Raw genomic sequence first — 18,871 nt, 5'->3', positions numbered from 1 at the left:
CGGCTGTCGCCAGCGTGCGTTCAAGCCCTCTCCCAACGGAAGCAGGTAAGATGTTCGCAGCCTCTTGCAAAACGGACACGACTGTCCATTTAAGCGCGTCACCATGTCGCGCCCTGCCCCCAGACCTGTCCGAAAGGACGCCGTTCAGAACCGCGCCGCCCTGTTGCAGGCGGCGCGCGTCGTGCTGTCCGAACAGGGGCTGGACGCGCCGCTAGACCTGATCGCGGAAAAGGCCGGGGTCGGGCGCGGCACGCTTTATCGTCATTTCGCCGACCGCACCGAACTGGCGCTGGCGGTGCTGGAGGCCGATGTCGCGGACCTGGGGCGACGCACCGACGAACAGGGCGACGACCCGGCCGTCTTCTTCTGGTTCCTGGACCGGCTGGCCGAGGACATGATCCGCAATGCGGGCCTTGCGGGCCTGGTGCGGAACGTGCGGTCGCCAGACGCGCTTACTCCCTTGCGGCAGAGCTTGATGGAGGCGGGCGCCGCATCGCTGAAGCGGGCCCAGGCCGCCGGTCTGGTGCGGGAGGATATGCGGCCGATGGACATTCGTCTGATCGCCACCCTGCTGGGCGCCGGTTTCCAGGGCGCCGACGCGGCCGAGCGCGAGGCCGTGTCCCTGCGCACCCGCGAGATCATCCTGGACGGGCTGAAGCCCCGTGAGGAGGCGTTCTGATGGCCCGCGCCGACCGTCACTGGCATCTGCCGTGGGACCAGTATGTCGCGACGCTGAAGCCGCACGAACTGCCCACCCTGCCCGGCTCGCCCGCCACGCCGGATCACGCGCCCTGGCTGAGGGTGCAGTACGCCCTGACCGGGGTTCTGGTGGCCATGGTCGGCGCGCTGGGCAACGCCGCCGTCACCGCCAACATCACCAGCCTGCAAGGGTCGCTGGGGATCACCCTGACCGAGGCGGCGTGGCTGCCGGTCGTGTTCGTGATGACCAACGCCTGCATGAACCTGATCCTGGTCAAGTTCCGTCAGCAATACGGCCTGCGCCTGTTCACCCAGATCTGCCTGGGCGCCTTCGTGGCCACCTGCGCGGCGCACCTGCTGGTCGACAACTATGAATCGACCCTGGTGGTTCGGGCGGCGGCGGGCATGGCGGCGGCAGGCCTGAGCAGCCTGGGCTTCCTCTATATGATCCAGGCCTTTCCTGCCAAACACCGCCTGAAGGGGCTGGTGATCGGCATCGGCCTGGCCAGTTTCGCCGTGCCGATCGCGCGCCTGGTGATGCCGACCCTGCTGCAACTGAACGACTGGAAGGCGTTTTACACCTTCGAGCTGGGGATGGCGCTTCTGGCCTGGGCGGCGGTGCAGGTGTTGCGTCTGCCGCCGGCCGAGCGGCTGAAACTGTTCGAGCCGCTGGACTTCCTGACCTTCGCCCTGTTCGCGCCGGGCGTGGCGCTTCTGGCCGCCGCGCTGGGGCTGGGGCGGATCGTCTGGTGGACCGAGGCGGCGTGGATCGGCTGGGCCCTGGTCGGGTCGATCATCCTGCTGAGCGTGGCTCTGGCGATCGAGCACAATCGCGCCAATCCGCTGATCAACACCCGCTGGCTGACCGGCAAGGACGTGCTGCGCCTGTTCGGGGCCGTCATCCTGATCCGCGTCACCCTGTCGGAACAGACCTCGGGCGCGGTGGGGTTCCTGACCGTCGTCGGCCTGGGCCAAGACCAGCTTCACGGCCTGTTCCTGCTGATCCTGTTGTCGATGGTGGCGGGCACGGCGGTCAGCGCCCTGACGCTCAACATGACCAAGCTGCACAAGCCCATCGCCATCGCCCTGGGTCTGATCGCCATCGGCGCCTTCATCGACAGCCACGCCACCGTCCTGACCCGCCCGGCGCAGCTGTATTTCAGCCAAGCCCTGGTCGCCTTCGCCTCGGCCATGTTCGTGGGACCGGCCCTGCTGATCGGGGTGGGACGGGTGCTGCAGACCAATCCACGCAATCTGATCAGCTTCATCGTCATGTTCAGCGTGCTGCAGAACGTGGGGGGATTAGCCGGATCGGCCTTGGTCGGCACGGTCCAGGTCCTGCGCGAGAAGTTCCATTCCAACGAACTGGCCGCCGGGATCGACGCCATGAACCCGCTGGTCGTGCAACGCCTGGCCCAGCTGTCCGGCGCCTATAGCCACGTCGTCGGCGACCCAGCGCTTCTGAAGGCCGAGGGCGTGGCCCTGCTGAGCCGGCAGGTGACGCAGCAGGCCAATATCCTGGCCTATAACGACGTCTTCCTGCTGATTTCCGTCATCGCCGCCCTGGGCTGCGCCTGGGTCACGGTCATCCACCTTCTTCCCCGCTTCAAGGCCCGCAAACAGGCGCGCCAAGACGCCCGGCTGGCGGCGCAACAGGCCGCCGCAGCCGCCGCCGTCGACTGAAACCTACCGAGAGCCGAACCGACATGACCGACACCACCGCCCCGACCTCCGCTCCTGCTCCTCAACCCGTCCCGGCGCCCGCCGAGCCGAAGAAGCGCGTCCTGTGGTCGGTAGTGGCGGCCTGTATCGCTGTGCTGGCCATCGGCCTGGTGCTCTACGCCTGGCAGTTGCCGCCCTTCACAGGCCATATCCAGCGGACCGACAACGCCTATGTGCGGGGTCAGGTGACGCTGATCAGCCCACAAGTCAGCGGCTATGTCACCCAGGTTCCGGTTCAGGACTTCCAGACGGTGCAGCAGGGCCAACTGCTGGCCCAGGTGGACGACCGCATCTATCGCCAGCGGCTGGAGCAGGCCGAGGCCAGTCTGCACGCCGCCGAGGCGGCTCTGTCCAACTCGACCCAGACCCAGGCGTCCGCGCGGGGGTCCGTGGCCCAGCAGCGCGCCTCCATCGCCGCCGCCGAGGCGACGCTGACGCGGGCCCAGGCCGACGCCAATCGCGCCCGCACCCTGAAGGCCGGCGGCTGGGTCGCCCAGGCCAATGTCGACATCGCCGAGGCCGCCCTGCGCAGCGCCCAGGCGCAGGTCGCCCAGGCCCGCGCCGCCGAAGGCATCGCCCAGACCGGCGTCACGTCCGCCGTGGTCGGCCGCGACAGCCTGGCCGCCGCCGTGGAAAACGCCCGCGCCGCCGTGCGCCTGGCCCAGATCGACCTGGCCAACACCCGCATCGTCGCGCCGCGCGGCGGTCGGCTGGGCGAGGTCGGGGTGCGTCAGGGCCAGTATGTCACGGCTGGCACCCAGCTGATGGGTTTGGTGCCCGACGTGGTCTGGGTCACCGCCAATATGAAGGAGACGCAGATGCGCAATATCCGCGTCGGCCAGCCCGTCACCCTGACCGTCGACGCCCTGGGCGGCCAGACGCTGCGCGGCCGCGTCGAGCGCATCGCCCCCGCCGCCGGCTCGGAGTTCAGCGTCATCCGCCCGGACAACGCCACCGGCAACTTCACCAAGGTCGCCCAGCGCATCCCCGTCCGCATCCGTATCGATCCGGGGCAAGAGGCCGCGCAGCGCCTGGCGCCGGGGATGTCGGTGGTGGCCAAGGTGGATACGGCAGGCTGATCTCAGGACGCCAAGGAACAGGTTCGCCCGCGCTGCGCTCCCTCTCCAACAAGAAGGAGAAGATCATGGACCGCGAACAGACCAAAGGGCGCGAAAAGAACGGCGCAGACCCTGCCGGAAAACCGGATGGGGCCACTTCCGACAAGGCGGTGAAGCGTGTTGGTCAGGCCGAGCAGAAGAGCGCCGGGCCGGACGGCCCGGACGCCTCGGTCATCGGCGACACCTTCAAGCGCAAGCCCTAGGCGGCGCGGCGCGCAGACAGCTGCGCCGCCAGGAGGTGGGCGTCATGCGCCCGCATCCGCTCGAAATTGCCCAGGCCCAGCGCCAGGGCGCGCATGACCTCGGTCTGGCGTGCGTGTTCCGGGCAGGCCGGCAGGGACGGCTCGGCCCGCGCCAGCTCGGCGTCCAGTTCGGCCATCATCCGGGCCAGGATTGCATCGTTCATCTGATCCTCCATCACGCCGCCGACCGCCGCAGACGGTTAGAGCATGGCCGGAACAAATGAGGAACACCGAGTCGATCGTCAGCCTGTGGACGAACGAAAAAAGGGCCGGGCGATGCGTCGCCCGGCCCTTCTGTTTCAGGATCGCTGCAGGATCAGCTGTCGGCCTGCCAGCCGCCGGCCAGGGCGCGGAACAGGGCGATCTGATAGGTGGTGACCAGGGCGTCGGACTGGGCCAGGGCCGCATCGGCCGCCGCCTGGGTGCGCTGGGCGTCCAGCACCAACAGGAAGCTGTCGGCGCCGGCGTTGAAGCGCAGGCGCGACAGGTCGGCGGCGCGGGCCGCCTGATCGCGCGCCTCGGTCAGGGCCGCGCGGCGGTCCAGCTCGTTGGCGTAGTTGCTCAGCGCCGTCTCCGTCTCCTGCAGGGCGGTCAGCACCGTCTGGTCGAATGTGGCCAGGGCCGCGTCCGACCGCGCGCCGGCCGCCTTGATCTGAGCCCGCGCGGCGAAGACATTGGGGAAGGACCAGCTGATCAGCGGGCCGAAGCTGAAGCGGAAGTTCTGGTCTTCGCCCAGATCGCCGGACTTCAGCGCGGTCGAGCCGTAGGAGCCGCCCAGGCTGATGCGAGGAAACAGGTTGGCGGTCGCCACATTCACGCGAGCGGCCGCGCCGGCCAGTTCCGCCTCGGCTTGGCGCACGTCGGGACGCCGGGCCAAAAGCGCGGCGCCGTCGCCGACCGGGATCGGCTGGGACAGCTGCGGCGGACGCACGCAGGACGCCGCCGCCTGGCTGGCCTCGGCCGGGGTGCGGCCGATCAGGGTCGACAGGCGGAACAGCGCCTCGTTGCGGGCGGCGCGCAGGGTCGGCAGGGTCGCCGCCGTCTGGGCCACGGCCGCGCGGGCGCTGGCCACGTCCAGCCCTGTGCCGGCCCCGCCGTCCAGCAGGGTCTGGGTCAGGCTGGCGGTGTTGCGTTGCAGCTCCAGCGTCCGTTCGGCCACCGCGATCTGGGCGTTGGCCGAGCAGGCGTCGGCATAGGCGCGGGCGGTCTCGGCCGCGACCGTCACCTGAACCGTAGCCAGAGCGGCCTCGGCGGCGCGGGTGTCGGCGCGGGCTGTCCGGATGGTCGATTCCACCCGGCCGAACAGATCGACCTCATAGGCCGCCTGGATGCCGACGTCGTAGGTGTCGACCTCGGGCGCCTTTTCGCCCGCCGGCAGGCCGGGGACGGTGGCGGCCGAGGCGCGGCTGCGCTGGGCCTGGGCGCTGGTCGTCGTGGTCGGGAAGCGGCCGACGCGCGCCTCTGACAGCGACGCCCGGACGGCGCGCAGATTGGCGAAGGCGGCCTCGAGCTGGTTGTTCTCGGCGAAGGCCTGCTGGATCAGGGCGTCCAGTTGCGGGTCGTCGTACAGCCGCCACCAGTCGTCGCGCGCCTGAGCAGTCGAGACGGTAGGGCTGGTCGAACCGACGAAGGCGCCGGTTCCGGCGGTCGGCAGGTCCGCCGTCGGCGCCTTCGGCCCGACCGCGCAGGCGGCCAGCAGGGCGCTGGACGCTGCGGCGGTCAGGAGGCTGAGCGTAGTTCTGCGGGTCATCAGATGTCCCCTCCCCGGCCGGTCACGGGCGCAGGCGCGTTCGGATCGGTCAGGTCGCTGGTTTCGTCGTAACCCTCGATCCGATCAGGGGTCGAGGTCGGCTTGGGTCCCGGCTTGTGACCCTGCGGCAGCTTGGACGACAGCCAGCGGCAGACCACATAGAAGACCGGGGTGAAGATCAGGCCGAAGAAGGTCACGCCCAGCATCCCCGAGAAGACGGAGGTGCCCAGCGACTGACGCATCTCCGCGCCCGGACCCGACGCCAGCATCAGCGGCACGACGCCGAGAATGAAGGCGAAGGAGGTCATCAGGATCGGACGCAGGCGGGTCTTGGCGGCGGCGACCGCCGCGTCGAACCGGTTCATGCCCTGCTCTTCCTCGGCCTGTTTGGCGAACTCCACGATCAGGATGGCGTTCTTGGCCGCCAGGGCGATCAGCACCACCAGCCCGATCTGGACCAGGATGTTGTTGTCCAGGCCCCGCAGGTTCACCCCCACGATGGCGGCGAGCAGACACATGGGCACGATCAGGATGACCGCCAGCGGAAGCGTGAACGCCTCATACTGCGCCGCCAGCACCAGGAAGACGAACACCACCGCCATCAGGAAGATGACCGTCGCGCCGGAACCGGCCGCCTTCTGCTGATAGGCCAGGCCCGTCCATTCGTAGGAGAAGCCCTGCGGCAGGGTCTGGGCGGCCATACGCTCCATGACCTGCAGCGCCTCGCCCGACGACACGCCCGCCGCGGCGTTGCCCTGAAGCTCGGCCGCCGGGAACAGGTTGTAGCGGACGATCCGCGACGGGCCCGAATCGTTCGTCAGATTGGCCACCGAACCGATCGGCACCATGGCCCCCGACGCCGACTTGGTCTTCAGATTGGCGATGTCGGCGATGTCGTCGCGCGCCTGCGGCTCCGCCTGCGCCGTCACCCGGAAGGTGCGGCCCAGCATGTTGAAGTCGTTGACGTAGGACGAGCCGAGATAGACCCCCAGGGTGTCGAACACGGCGCTGGGCTGGACCCCCATCATCAGCGACTTGTCGCGGTCGACGTCGGCGGTGATGCGCGGCGAGGCGGTGTTGTAGGTCGAGAAGACCTGGTTCACCTCGGTCGGCGCCTGGGCGGCCGCGCCCATCATGGCGAAGGTCGCGCCTTCCAGCGGACGATAGCCGGCGCCTTCGCGATCCTGGATCATCATCGAGAAGCCGTTGCCGGTGCCCAGACCCTGAACCGCCGGAGGGGCGATGACGAAGATCTGCGCGTCCTCGATCTGACCCGTGGCCTGGGTGATGGCCCCGGCCAGGGCCGTCGCGGCCTCCTGCTTCGAGCGCTCCTCGAACGGGTTCAGGCGCACGAAGATGGTGGCGGCGTTGGAGCCGAACGAGAAGCTGGAGCCGTCCAGGCCGGCGAAGGCGATGGCGCCGTTCACGCCGTCGGTCTTGCGGATGATGTCGGTGGCGCGCGTCATCACGGCCTCCGTCCGATCAAGCGAGGCGCCGGCGGGCAGTTGGATCACGCCGATCAGGAAGCCCTGATCCTGTTCGGGGATGAAGCCAGAAGGGGTGTCGATCAGGCGCCAGGCGGTCAGGCCCAGCAGGCCGGCATAAACGATCAGCACCAGGCCGACCGTACGCACCAGACGCGCGGTCAGACGACCGTAGCGATCCGACAGCCAGTCGAAGCCCTCGTTGAACTTCCGCCCGGCCCAGCCGCCGTAATAGACGACCGCGCCCAGGACGCCCGGCTTGCGGGCGTGTTCGTGGTCCTTCTTGTGCGGCTTGAGCAGCAGGGCGGCCATGGCCGGCGACAGCGTCAGCGACACGAACAGGGAGATGACCGAGGCCGAGGCGATCACCACCGCGAACTGGCGGTAGAAGATGCCGGGGATGCCGGGCACGAACATGGTCGGGATGAAGACCGAGATCAGCACCAGACCGATGGCGATCAGGGCGCCGGACACCTCCTGCATCGAGCGATAGGCGGCCTCCTTTGGACTGAGACCCTCGCTGATGGCCCGCTCCACGTTCTCGACCACGACGATGGCGTCATCGACGACGATGCCGACCGCGAGGACCAGGGCGAACAGGGACAGGGAGTTGATCGAATAACCCAGCGCCAACTGCACCGCGAAGGTGCCGACCAGGGCCACGGGAATGGCGATGATCGGGATGATGGCCGCACGCCAGGTCTGCAGGAAGACCATGATGACGATGACGACCAGGATGACGGCCTCGACCAGCGTATGCTGAACCGACTCCACCGAGGCGGCGACGAATTCGGTCGGGTTGTAGGGCACCGAGATGTTCATGCCGGCCGGCAGATCGGCCTTCAGGGCCTCGACCTCGGCCAGGACGCGGTCAGCGGTGCCGAGCGCATTGGCGCCGGGCTGCTGCACGATGGCGATGCCGACGCCGCGCTGGCCGTCGAAGAAGCCGCGAATGCCGTAATCCTGGGCGCCCAGTTCGATCCGCGCCACGTCGCGCAGATAGGTGACGCGCCCCTGAGCGTCCGTCTTCAGGATCACCTTGGAGAACTCTTCGGGATCGCTGAGGCGGCCCTGAACCTGGACCGGCAGCTGGAACGCGGCGGCGCTGTTGGCGAAGGGCGGCTGGCCGATGGAGCCGGCGGCCGCCTGGACGTTCTGGGCGCGCAGGGCCGAGACGATCTCGGGACCCGTCAGACCGCGCTCGGCCGCCTTGGCCGGGTCGATCCAGACGCGCATCGAATAGTTGCCGCCGCCGAACACCTGGACCGCGCCCACGCCCTCGATCCGCAGCAGGCGGTCGCGCAGGGTCGAGTTGGCGTAGTTGCCGACATAGTCGTTATCCAGCGTGCCGTCGGGCGACGTCAGGCCAAGGATCATCAGGAAGCCGCTTTCGGCCTTGTTGACGACCACGCCGGTCTGACGGACCGCCTCGGGCAGGCGGGGTTCAGCCAGGGCGACCCGGTTCTGGACCAGCACCTGAGCCGCGTCGAGGTCGGTTCCAGGCTGGAAGGTCACGGTGATCGCCACCGCCCCGTCCGAGGTGGACGAAGAGGTGATGTAGAGCATTTTCTCGACGCCGTTCACCTCCTGCTCGATGGGCGCGGCGACGGTCTCGGCCAGGGTCTCGGCCGAGGCGCCGGGATAGGCGGCGTTGATGGTGATCGTCGGGGGCGCGATCTCGGGATACTGCGACAGCGGCAGCAGCGGATAGGCCGCGATGCCGATGATGGAGATCACCACCGCGATCACGGCCGCGAAGATCGGCCGATCAATGAAGAAACGGAAGATGTTCATGGCTTAGCCAGCGGGAATGGAGTTGGCGAACGAGGCGCTGGACGCTGGCGCCGCCTGGGTGACCGGCGCCTGGGAGGCGTCGGCGGCGACGGGTTCGATCTTGCCGTTCTTGGGGGTGACCTTGGACCCCGGCTGGGCGGCGCGTTGCAGGCCGGCGATGATGACGCGGTCGGTCGGGGCCAGGCCCGAACGGACGACGCGCAGACCCTGGACGATCGGGCCCAGTTGGACCGCCTTGTTCGTCACGGTGCCGTCGGCGTTGACCACGGCGACGGTGCGGCGGGTCTGATCCGTGCCGATGGCCGAATCCGGCACCAGCAGGGCGTTATAGGCCCCAGCGCCGGCGACCTGGGCGCTGCCGAACATGCCGGGGCGCAGGAAGCCGTCGGCGTTGGGCAGGATGGCGCGCAGGCGGATCACGCCCGAAGCGGTGTCCACGGCGTTGTCCGAGAAGTCCAGACGGCCGGTGTGCTTGTAGGTGCTCTCGTCCTGCAGGCGCACGTTGACCGTCGCGCCCTGGTTGGCGCCGCCCTCACGCAGGTACTTCAGCAGCACCGCTTCCGAACCGTCGAAGACGAAGTGGATCGGCCCGCCCGAGATGATGGTGGTCAGGACGTCGCCCGCCGACGATCCGCCGGCGATGACATTGCCCGGATCGACGCGACGGTCCGACACCCGGCCCGAGGTCGGCGCCGTGACGCGGGTGTAGTCCAGGTTCAGGCGCGCATTGCGGACCGCGGCGTTGGCGGCCGCCAGATTGGCCTGGGCCGCATCGACGGCGGCCTTGTTGGAATCATACTCGGCCTTGGACACCGCTTGGGACGCCAGCAGCGTCTCGCTCCGGGCCAGGTTGGCGCGGGCCAGGGTCAGCTGCGACTGCATCTGAGCGACCTGGGCCTGGGCCTGGGCCAGGGCGGCCTGCGCGGGGCGGGGGTCCAGGGTGAACAGCAACTGGCCGCGCTGGACCATCTGACCGTCGCGGAAGTGGACGGCCTGGATATAGCCGCCGACGCGGGCGCGGACGTCCACCGTCTCCACCGCCTCGAACCGGCCGGTGAACTCGTCCCAGTCGCGCACCTGCTGCTGCAGGGGCGTCGCGACCGTCACCGGAGGCGCGCCTTGCGCCGGCGCTTCCGCCTTAGGCGAACAACCATAAAGCGCACCCGTCACCATGACGGATACCGCCGCAATCTTCAGCCCGCGCATCTGCGCAATCTCCCTGTCGGAGGTAAATTCCTGTCGAGCGGACAGAGGCCAATGGGGAGTCGGCCTTGTCAACGCATGGTGACTTGATGGTCGGAGCCGTGGCGCTTGTCAACACGCGTTGACAAAGCCATATGGGAGCTACGGTTATTGTTCTGTGGAGTGTCACACCCTTGTTATGTCCCGGCCCACGCCCGAGAAACGCCGCCGCCACGCGCACGGCCATTCTCGATGCAGCGCGCGAAAGGTTCGCGGCCGAGAGCTATGACGACGTCGGCATGCGTGACATCGCCCGCGACGTCGGGGTCGACGCCGCCCTGATCAGCCGATATTTCGGCTCCAAGGACGATCTGTTTCTGGCCACGCTGGACAGCTGCGGCGACGGCAGCAGCCTGATGTCGGGCGACAAGTCCGAGTTCGGCGCGCGCGTGGCCAACGAGATCGTGTTCGAGCCCAAGACCGCCGAAAAGCTCAAGGGCATGTCGATCATGCTGCGCTCCATCGGCTCGAACAAGGCGGCGGAGATGGTGCAGACGACCTGCACCGCGCGCTTCTTCGGCCCCCTGGAGGAGTGGCTGAGCGGACCGAACGCCACGGTGCGCGCGCGGCTGCTGGCCGGCTTCATCATGGGCATGTCCGTCAGTCGCGAGCTGGGCGGGGGCAGTTTCAACATCGAACCGGCCCAGTGCGAAGAGATGCGCGACCGGCTGGCCCCCATTCTTCAGGCGTTGATCGACGGCTGATCGTCGCGGCGGAATGACAGAAGGGCGCGGAGGTCTCCCTTCCGCGCCCTTTGTCTTGTCCGGCGTCTCGCTCCTTAGTGCGAAGCGGTCGTCGTCACCTCTGTCCTCGCCTTGGTGCGGATACAGGCGATGGCGAAGATGGTCAGGCCGACGTAGCCCAGCATCGGCACGATGAACGCCGGCTGCAAATTGCCCGCCGCGTCGGCGATGCGCGCCGCCACCTGCGGCAGCAGGGCGCCGCCGATGATGCCGAACACCAGCAGGCCCGACGTCGCCGAGGTCGGGGCGGTGGACCGCTCCAGCGTCAGGGTGAAGATGGTGGGGAACATGATGGAGTTGAACAGACCGATGGACAGGACGGCATAGGCCGCCGTCGGTCCGCCCAGCTGGCTTACGGTCAGGCACAGGATGGCGGCCGCGACCGTGCAGAAGGCCAGGACGATACCAGGGCGCACCTTGGTCAGGACGGCCGAGCCGATGAAGCGGCCGACCATGGCGCCGCCCCAGTACAGGGCGACCATCTTGCCCGCCGTCTCGATGGGGGCGTTCAGGATTTCAGGGCTTTCCAAGAAGTTGGTCAGCATCCCGCCGATGGCCACCTCTGACCCGACATAGAGGAAGATGGCCAGGGCGCCGAAGATCGCCCAGGGCGAAGACAGGGCCTTCAGCGGCGACACGGCCTCGGTCGTCGCCGGGGCGGCGGCGTTGATCTTCTTGCGCGCCGTGAAGATGAAGACGGCGACCAGGGCGAAGAAGGAACCCATGCCCAGGAAGGCCATGTCGATGCTGCGCAGCGACTGGGTGCGGGTTGCGGCGGTCACGACCGCGCCGGCGGCGAAGACCCCGCCGGTCAAGAGGACGTGCGACCCCAGCCAAGGCCCGATCGTCGTGCCCAGCGAGTTGAAGGCCTGCGACAGGTTCAGACGGCTGGAGGCGCCCTTGGGGCTGCCCAGCTCGGCGACCAGCGGATTGGCGGCGACCTGCAGCAGGGTGACGCCCGAGGCGATCACGAACAGGGCGATCAGCACGCCCGGATACCAGTCGGCGGCGGTCGCGGCCGGCACGATCAAGCAGCCCGCCACCATCACGATCAGGGCGCCGATGATCGAGCGGCTATAGCCCAGCTTGCTCAGCACCGAGGCGGCCGGCAGCGACATCAGCCCATAGGCGATGAACCAGGCGAAGGTGGTCAGGAAGGCTTCGGCGTTGTTCAGGTCGAACACCCGCTTCACGGCCGCGATCAGCGGATCGATCAGCGAGGTGGCGAAGCCCCAGGCGAAGAACAGGGTGGTGACATAGGCGAAGGCCAGGCCTGCGCCCTGGCGTTTTCCAGCGTCCGTCGTGGTCATGAAAGTCAGATCCCCCAGAGGCGTCATAGGCCGCGCTGCGCCGCGCGGTTCTTCAGATCGACGTGGTTCCGACATCGCAGGCCGTGCGTCCAGCCGAAAAGCGCGCCCTGTAACCAAACTTTTGCCGCCGCACGAAAAACGGGCCGCCCCGCGAACGGGACGGCCCTCAGTCTGCTCGGAGAGAAAAGGATCAGAACTTGTAGTTCAGACCGACCGCGAAGGTGCGGCCATAGTGCTGGTAGTCGATGGTCTGACGCTCATCACCGTTCTGGAAGGTCTTGAACGGTTCGTCGGTCAGGTTGTTGACCTGGGCCAGAACGGACAGACCCTCCAGCGCGCCAGACTGGAACTCGTAGCCGATCTGGGCGTCGACCACGGTTTCCGCCGCCACAGAACGCAGGGTGCGGCCGTTGCCGAAGCCGGCGACCTCGCCCAGGTAGTCCGAGCGATAGCGGGCCGAAATCCGCGACTGGAAGCCGTACCGCTCATAATACAGCGAGCCGTTGATGACATTCTCCGAAAGACCCGGCAGGGCGGTCGGCGCCTGGGTCGGATCGGGCTGGACCTCGCTGTCCGTCGTCGAGGCGCTGAACTGGGCGCCGAAACCTTCCAGCGCGGGATGGAAGATGTCGAACGGCGCCGAGATCGACAGCTCCAGACCCTTGATCCAACCGCCTTCGCCGTTGTCGGGGGCCGAGGACTTGCCGAAGTTGATGACGGGCGTCACGCCGCCGGTCGGATAGCCGGTGAAGTCGAAGATCTGATCGTGGTTATAAACGTAGCTTTCCAGATGCTTGTAGAAGGCCGCCAGCGAGATGTAGCCCTTGCGATTGGCGAAATACTTCTCGAACGAAATATCCGCCACGTCAGCGATATAGGGGGTCAGCGTCGGATTGCCTCCAGAGGCGCTCCAGGGAGAGTTCTGGTCGGCCGACGCATTGCCATTATTCTTACCGTTGTCGAACGAATAGTTCCGCGAGGCGCGCATGTCGTCCATGCGGGCGCGAGCCAGGGTGCGGGCGGCCGCAAAGCGCACGAAGGCATCGTCCGCAACCTGCAGGATGAAGTTCGAGCTGGGCAGGATCTCCAGATAATCCTTCCCGCCCGACACCGCGACCGTTTCCGATACCCCGAGTCCAGCCTGACGGGCCGAGAAGCCGGTGGAACTCTGGTCCGTATAGACGAACTGCATGCCCACATTGCCGGTCAACGGCAGGCCGAACAGGTTGTGGTCGATGTTGGCGCGGACATAGGCGGTGGAGACCTTCTCGGTCACCTCCCAGTTGCCCGAGATGACATCGGCGTTCGGGTTGCGAATGCGGTTCAGCGCGCCGCTGTTGAGCAGTCCCAGAGCGTCATAGCTCAGCACCTGCGAGATGCCGAGATAGCCCAGGTCGGTCGGGTCCAGCAGGAAGGCGGTCGGCACGGTCAGATCGCCGCCGCCGGGGACGCCCAGATAATACTGATCGTTGACGAAGGTCTTCTGACGTTCGGTGTAGTTGAAGCCGAAGTCGATCGACTTGAACGGGCTCTGGTGCAGTTGGCGCGTGACCGAGAAGCGGGCGGCCTTCAGCTCGTCCTCGATGGACGGGGTGTTCAGATAACCGGCCTGACCCTCGGGGATCACGTCGCCGCCCCAGCCCTGCGGGCTGGTGATCTTGATCAGCGTCGGATCGGCGTAGTTCAGACGACTGGTGAAGCGGGTCACGCCGTCGCCGGTCAGCTGGAAGCCCAGGGTGTCCAGGGCGCCGTTGATGTTGCGGCCGGTGCCGGCGTTGGTTTCCAGGATGATGTCGTTACGCTCGACCTTCGAATAGCTGAGGTCGAGGTTCGCCGACCAGTCGTCGCTGAGCGTGAACTCGGTGTTCCAGCCCAGGGCCGTGATGTTGCTGTCGCGCTTGTTCAGGTCGTTGCGGACCACACCCTTGATGTTGTCCCAGGTTCCCGCGACGATCAGGCCATCCTCGACCGTGTAACCGGGACGCAGCGACGGCGCCGGACGGCAGACGTTGGGGGTCGCGACGTTGTTGGTGATCTGACAACCGCCCAGAACGACAGGATTGGTGCTGCGGTTAGATTTTCAGCCAGGCCGCCCCAGGCCAGCGGGAATTCGATGCCGCGCAGAACCTGGGTGTTCTTGAACTCGGAATAGAAGGCGTCGATCGTCGAGTGGATACGGTCATTCGGGCGCCATTCCAGCACGCCCATATAGCCGTCGCGCTCCAGCTCCGACGACATGACGTAGGGCTTGACCCCGCCCGTCAGCAGATTTCCGTCGCTGTAGTTGGGATAGCCCCAGGCGTTGAACCGCTCGGACTGATAGGGCGAGCTCATGTGGGCGTAGCCCAGGGCCACGCCCAGGGTGCCGTCCAGGAATTGATCGACGTAGGAGACGGTGTAGCGGTCGCCCTTGTCGGTGGTGCCCGAGTTCAGGGCGCCGATGTCGTTCCACTCGTGGCGATAGTTCAGGGCGATGGCCTGGCGGCCATAGGCCAGCGGGCGCACGGTGCGCAGGTCGACTGTGCCGCCCAGGCCCTGGCCGATCAGGGCCGAATCCGGGGTCTTGTAGACGACGACGCTGGACAGCAGTTCGGCGGGGAACTGGTCGAACTCGACGCCGCGGTTGTCGCCGGTGGTGACCAGCTCACGGCCGTTCAGCAGGGCGGTGGTGAAGTCGGGGCCCAGACCCCGGATCGAGATCGCCTGGCTGCGGCCGTCCAGCCGCTGCATCGTCACGCCCGGCAGACGCGCCAGGGATTCCGCGATGGACACGTCCGGCAGCTTGCCGATGTCCTCGGAGGAAATGACCTCGACGATCGAGGTGTTGTTGGCCTTGGCCGAGATCGAGGCTTCGATCGAGCGGCGAATGCCGGTGACGACGATTTCGCCGACTTCGGTCGGCTGGTCGCCCGCCTGAGCGGTGGTCGTCGCGGTGGTCTGGGCGTGGGCCGAGCCGACCGTCATGACGGCGGCGGCGCCGAAGGCGACACCGGACAGCAGACGCGCGCGTCGGTTGAGACGTTGGAACATGATCATCCTCCCTGGGGCTGATCGCATTTCTGAACGTCGCGACCCTAAGCCGTCGCAAAAATATGCAAATCTTCGCGGACCTTGCAAGCAGTTAATGTTGCCGCCGCCTTACGGCCTTCACAAGGGCGGGATTTTTGCAGCTGCAACACCTGATAGCGGCTTTAAGGCACGCATAGTGTTTGCATCGCAGCAAAAACAACCCGCGTTGACAGCCGGGGCCATTGCTGCAAAATCTTGCAAACTGATCTGGAAGGCTTTGCATCGGCCAGACGTGTGGGAGCGACGACCATGAACACCGCCAAGACACGAAACAGATGGCGCGCGGCTGCGGCCGCTGCCGCCCTGATGTCCGCCGGCTCGGCCCTGGCCCAGACCGCCCCGACGCCCGCCGGGCTGAAGGCGCTGCGCCAGCGCCCGCCCCAGGACGAGGTGATCTATTTCCTGCTGCCCGACCGGTTCGCCAACGGCGATCCGGCCAACGACCACGGCGGCTATGCCCCTCAGCGGCTGGTCAGCGGCTTCGATCCGACCGACACCGACTTCTATCACGGCGGCGATCTGGCGGGCGTGATCCAGCGGCTGGACTATATTCAGGGTCTAGGCGCGACGGCCGTGTGGCTGGCGCCCATCTTCAAGAACAAGCCGGTCCAGACGCATGGCGACTACACCGGCGCGGCGCACCACGGATACTGGATCACCGACTTCACCACGGTCGATCCCCATTTCGGCGACGAGGCGACGATGCGCGCCCTGGTCGATGCGGCCCATGCGCGCGGCATGAAGGTGTATCTGGACATTGTGGCCAACCACACCGCCGACGTCATCCGCTACCGCGAATGCCCGCAGAACGACTGCGCCTATCGCAGCCGCGCCGACTATCCCTATACGCGCAAGGGCGGGGTGGACGGCGCGCCGATCAACGACAGCTTCGACGGACGTGACTTTTCGCGCCTGATCCGGCCCGACTATGCTTACAGCCCTTACGTCCCGGCGGGCGAGGAGAACGCCAAGGTTCCGGCCTGGCTGAACGATCCGATCCGCTATCATAACCGCGGCGAGAGCACCTTTTCGGGCGAAAGCAGCCTGGACGGCGACTTCGCCGGTCTGGACGACCTGCTGACCGAGGATCCGGTGGTCGTGCAGGGCATGATCGACATCTTCGGCGGCTGGATCGATCGATACGGCATCGACGGCTATCGCATCGACACCGCCCGCCATGTGAACCCCGAGTTCTGGCAGGCCTTCATCCCCGCCATGACGGCCCGCGCCGCCGCCAAGGGCATTCCCAACTTCCACATCTTCGGTGAGGTCTATGACCCCGATCCGGCGGTGACGGCGCGGTTTACGCGGGTCGATGGGTATCCGGCGGTGCTGGATTTCCCGTTCCAGAAACAGGCGACCGACGTGGCGGCGGGCAAGGTCGGGACCGACGCCCTGGCCAAGCTTTTCGACGCCGATGCGATCTATGCGAACGGCGCCGAGACGGCCGCCATCCTGCCGACCTTCCTGGGCAATCACGATATGGGCCGGATCGGCTTCTTCGTGAAACAGGCGAACCCGAACGCAGACGACGCCGAACTGCTGGCCCGTATCAAACTGGCCCATGCGCTTATGATGTTCAGCCGAGGCGTGCCCACCCTCTATTACGGCGACGAGCAGGGCTTCGCCGGCGCGGGCGGATACGGAAACTCACGCCAGGACATGTGGCCCAGCCGCACGCCGATCTATGCGAACGAGACGCCCGTCGGCGGCCGCCGAGCGGCCTATTCGACCGAGGCGCCGCTGTATAAGGCCATAGCGGAAATGGCGCGTCTGCGCGCCGCCGAACCGGCGCTGCGTCGCGGTCGTCAGGTCGTTCGGGCCTATGGCGACAAGCCGGGTCTGTTCGCCCTGTCTCGCCTGACCGACGACGACGGCGAGGTGCTGGTTCTGTTCAACAGTTCGACCGCCCCCGTCAGCGCCCAGGTCGAGGTGGAGCCCGGCTCGCTTCGGTGGCAGGCTTTGCGCGGCGACTGCGCGGCCCGTTCGTCGGCGCCCGCCAGCGTCGCCGTTCGCGTTCCCCCTCTCGATTACCTTGTCTGCAAGAGCGTGCCGTGACCGCCCAGCCCATCGACTTTTCCCCGGCGGCCGTCGCCCCTGCACTCGGCCACGACTGGTGGCGGGGCGCGGTCCTGTACCAGATTTATCCGCGCAGCTTCGCCGATGCGAACGACGACGGCGTGGGCGACCTGCGGGGCATCACGGCGCATCTGGACCACGTCGCCAGCCTGGGCGTGGACGGAGTGTGGCTGTCGCCCTTCTTCAAGTCGCCGATGAAGGACTTCGGCTATGATGTGTCGGACTATTGCGACGTCGATCCGATCTTCGGGAGCCTGGCCGATTTCGACGCCCTGATGGCGCGCGCCCAGGCGCTGGGGCTGAAGGTCGTCATCGACCAGGTCTTCTCCCATACCTCGGACGAACACCCCTGGTTCACCGCCAGCCGCACCAGCCGCAATGGCGAATACGCCGACTGGTATGTCTGGGCGGACGCCAAGCCGGACGGCTCGCCCCCGTCGAACTGGCAGTCGGTGTTCGGCGGCCCGGCCTGGACCTGGGATGCGCGGCGCGGCCAGTATTACATGCACAACTTCCTGGCCTCTCAGCCTCAGCTGAACGTCAGGAACCCGGCGGTGCAGGACGCCCTTATCGCGGCGGCGCGGTTCTGGCTGGATCGGGGGGTGGACGGTTTCCGGCTGGACGCCATCAACTTCGCCATCCACGACCCGTCGCTGAAGGACAATCCGCCGATCCAGGACGGTAAGAAGCGGACACGGCCGTTCGACTTTCAGGACAAGATCTACAACCAGTCCCATCCCGACATCATCGGCTTCCTGAACCGCATCCGGGCCCTGACCGACAGCTATGACGCCCGGTTCACCGTGGCGGAGGTCGGCGGCGACCACGCCGACCGCGAGATGAAGGAATTCACCGCCGGGAACGACAGGCTGCACTCGGCCTACGGCTTTCTCTACCTCTACGCCGACACGCTGAAGGGCGAACTGATCGGCCAGGGCGACCAGATGTGGCCGGACCAGCAGGGCGAGGGCTGGCCGTCCTGGACCTTCTCGAACCACGACGCGCCACGCGCGGTGTCGCGCTGGGCCAAAGGGCGCGACGAGAAGGCGTTTTCGGAGATGGCGCTGCTGCTGCTGATGAGCCTGCGCGGCAATGTCTTCGTCTATCAGGGCGAGGAGTTGGGCCTGCCGCAGGCCGAGGTGCCGTTCGAACGGCTCGTCGACCCCGAGGCCATCGCCAACTGGCCCCAGACCTTGGGACGCGACGGCGCCCGCACCCCGATGCCCTGGGTCGAGACCGCACCCAACGCCGGATTTTCGACGGTGGAGCCGTGGCTGCCGGTCGATCCACGCCACCTGTCCCTGTCGGTCGATACGCAGGAGGCGGACCCGAACTCTGTCCTGCACGCTGCGCGCCGCATCATCGCTCTGCGTCATGCCCACCCGGCGCTGCGCACCGGCGGGCTGGAGATCGAAAGCGCCGGCGACCTCGTGGTCTTCCGCCGGTTCGAACGGACTGCGGGCGGCGAGCGCCTGCTGTGTGTGTTCAACCTGGGCTTCGAGGCCTTGGACTGGTCCCCGCCCGTCGGCGCGCGCCCGATCGCGGCGGTCAACTGGACGGAAGCGGACGGCGCGGCGCTGAAGCCGCTGGCCGGCCTGATCTTCGCCGAAGCCGGATGA

15 protein-coding genes are annotated in these 18,871 nt (G+C 67.3%); 8 read left to right on the top strand and 7 right to left on the bottom strand.

The genetic code is table 11. The features are described from left to right. The first annotated feature begins 103 nt into the window (after window positions 1-103). The 4 genes from ACYX4P_RS06910 (at window position 104) to ACYX4P_RS06895 (ending at window position 3,742) form a co-directional block, all read left to right on the top strand. Window positions 104-679 (top strand): TetR/AcrR family transcriptional regulator, encoded by a 576-nt coding sequence (locus ACYX4P_RS06910; RefSeq protein ID WP_292047373.1) that lies wholly within the window; start codon window positions 104-106, stop codon window positions 677-679. Continuing rightward, window positions 679-2,382, top strand: coding sequence for an MFS transporter (locus tag ACYX4P_RS06905; RefSeq protein WP_248117611.1), 1,704 nt, complete (start codon window positions 679-681; stop codon window positions 2,380-2,382). The genes ACYX4P_RS06910 and ACYX4P_RS06905 overlap by 1 nt, the downstream gene beginning before the upstream one ends. A gap of 23 nt (window positions 2,383-2,405) precedes the next feature. Then, on the top strand, window positions 2,406-3,500 hold the full coding sequence (locus tag ACYX4P_RS06900) for an HlyD family secretion protein (protein ID WP_248117612.1): 1,095 nt from the start codon (window positions 2,406-2,408) through the stop codon (window positions 3,498-3,500). A gap of 65 nt (window positions 3,501-3,565) precedes the next feature. Continuing rightward, the gene (locus ACYX4P_RS06895) at window positions 3,566-3,742 is read left to right on the top strand and encodes a hypothetical protein (protein WP_248117613.1); all 177 of its coding nucleotides are present in this window, start codon (window positions 3,566-3,568) and stop codon (window positions 3,740-3,742) included. Here ACYX4P_RS06895 and ACYX4P_RS06890 read toward each other — a convergent pair. From ACYX4P_RS06890 to ACYX4P_RS06875, 4 genes are all read right to left on the bottom strand, one after another. Beyond that, window positions 3,739-3,945 carry a hypothetical protein gene (locus ACYX4P_RS06890; RefSeq protein WP_248117615.1) on the bottom strand — a complete coding sequence of 69 codons (207 nt, stop codon included), beginning with the start codon at window positions 3,943-3,945 and terminating at the stop codon, window positions 3,739-3,741. The genes ACYX4P_RS06895 and ACYX4P_RS06890 overlap by 4 nt on opposite strands. Before the next feature lie 152 nt (window positions 3,946-4,097). Continuing rightward, window positions 4,098-5,531 (bottom strand): efflux transporter outer membrane subunit, encoded by a 1,434-nt coding sequence (locus ACYX4P_RS06885; RefSeq protein WP_248117617.1) that lies wholly within the window; start codon window positions 5,529-5,531, stop codon window positions 4,098-4,100. Then, window positions 5,531-8,809 (bottom strand): efflux RND transporter permease subunit, encoded by a 3,279-nt coding sequence (locus ACYX4P_RS06880; protein ID WP_248117619.1) that lies wholly within the window; start codon window positions 8,807-8,809, stop codon window positions 5,531-5,533. The genes ACYX4P_RS06885 and ACYX4P_RS06880 overlap by 1 nt, the downstream gene beginning before the upstream one ends. A 3-nt stretch (window positions 8,810-8,812) precedes the next feature. Next, complete coding sequence (locus tag ACYX4P_RS06875) at window positions 8,813-10,015, bottom strand: efflux RND transporter periplasmic adaptor subunit (RefSeq protein ID WP_248117621.1); 1,203 nt, start codon at window positions 10,013-10,015, stop codon at window positions 8,813-8,815. Window positions 10,016-10,290: 275 nt separating this feature from the next. Here ACYX4P_RS06875 and ACYX4P_RS06870 point away from each other — a divergent pair, with 275 nt between their 5' ends. After that, window positions 10,291-10,755, top strand: a complete 465-nt coding sequence (locus ACYX4P_RS06870; protein ID WP_476070233.1) for a TetR/AcrR family transcriptional regulator — start codon at window positions 10,291-10,293, stop codon at window positions 10,753-10,755. A gap of 74 nt (window positions 10,756-10,829) precedes the next feature. On the opposite strand, the gene ACYX4P_RS06865 is transcribed toward ACYX4P_RS06870, so the two are convergent. From ACYX4P_RS06865 to ACYX4P_RS06855, 3 genes are all read right to left on the bottom strand, one after another. Beyond that, window positions 10,830-12,104, bottom strand: coding sequence for a sugar MFS transporter (locus ACYX4P_RS06865; RefSeq protein ID WP_248117625.1), 1,275 nt, complete (start codon window positions 12,102-12,104; stop codon window positions 10,830-10,832). A 190-nt stretch (window positions 12,105-12,294) separates the two neighbouring features. Further along, window positions 12,295-14,025, bottom strand: a complete 1,731-nt coding sequence (locus tag ACYX4P_RS06860; protein ID WP_476070232.1) for a TonB-dependent receptor — start codon at window positions 14,023-14,025, stop codon at window positions 12,295-12,297. Window positions 14,026-14,057: 32 nt separating this feature from the next. Further along, entirely contained in the window at window positions 14,058-15,134 is a 1,077-nt protein-coding gene (locus ACYX4P_RS06855; RefSeq protein ID WP_476070231.1) for a TonB-dependent receptor plug domain-containing protein, read from the bottom strand. Here ACYX4P_RS06855 and ACYX4P_RS06850 point away from each other — a divergent pair. Genes ACYX4P_RS06850 through ACYX4P_RS06840 form a run of 3 tightly spaced genes read left to right on the top strand, consistent with a single transcriptional unit; the run spans window position 15,133 to window position 18,871 of the window. Next, the gene (locus ACYX4P_RS06850) at window positions 15,133-15,426 is read left to right on the top strand and encodes a hypothetical protein (protein ID WP_248117629.1); all 294 of its coding nucleotides are present in this window, start codon (window positions 15,133-15,135) and stop codon (window positions 15,424-15,426) included. The two genes, ACYX4P_RS06855 and ACYX4P_RS06850, sit on opposite strands and share 2 nt — an antisense overlap. Then, window positions 15,423-17,231: an alpha-amylase family glycosyl hydrolase gene (locus ACYX4P_RS06845; RefSeq protein ID WP_248117632.1), complete on the top strand. Its 1,809-nt coding sequence runs from the start codon at window positions 15,423-15,425 to the stop codon at window positions 17,229-17,231. The genes ACYX4P_RS06850 and ACYX4P_RS06845 overlap by 4 nt, the downstream gene beginning before the upstream one ends. Then, entirely contained in the window at window positions 17,228-18,871 is a 1,644-nt protein-coding gene (locus tag ACYX4P_RS06840) for an alpha-amylase family glycosyl hydrolase (RefSeq protein WP_248117633.1), read from the top strand. The genes ACYX4P_RS06845 and ACYX4P_RS06840 overlap by 4 nt, the downstream gene beginning before the upstream one ends.

This window comes from Brevundimonas sp. ABV4_179, assembly GCF_056311945.1.
The sequence above is the reverse complement of the archived record's forward strand: the minus strand, read 5'-3'. Positions and strand labels throughout refer to the sequence as shown.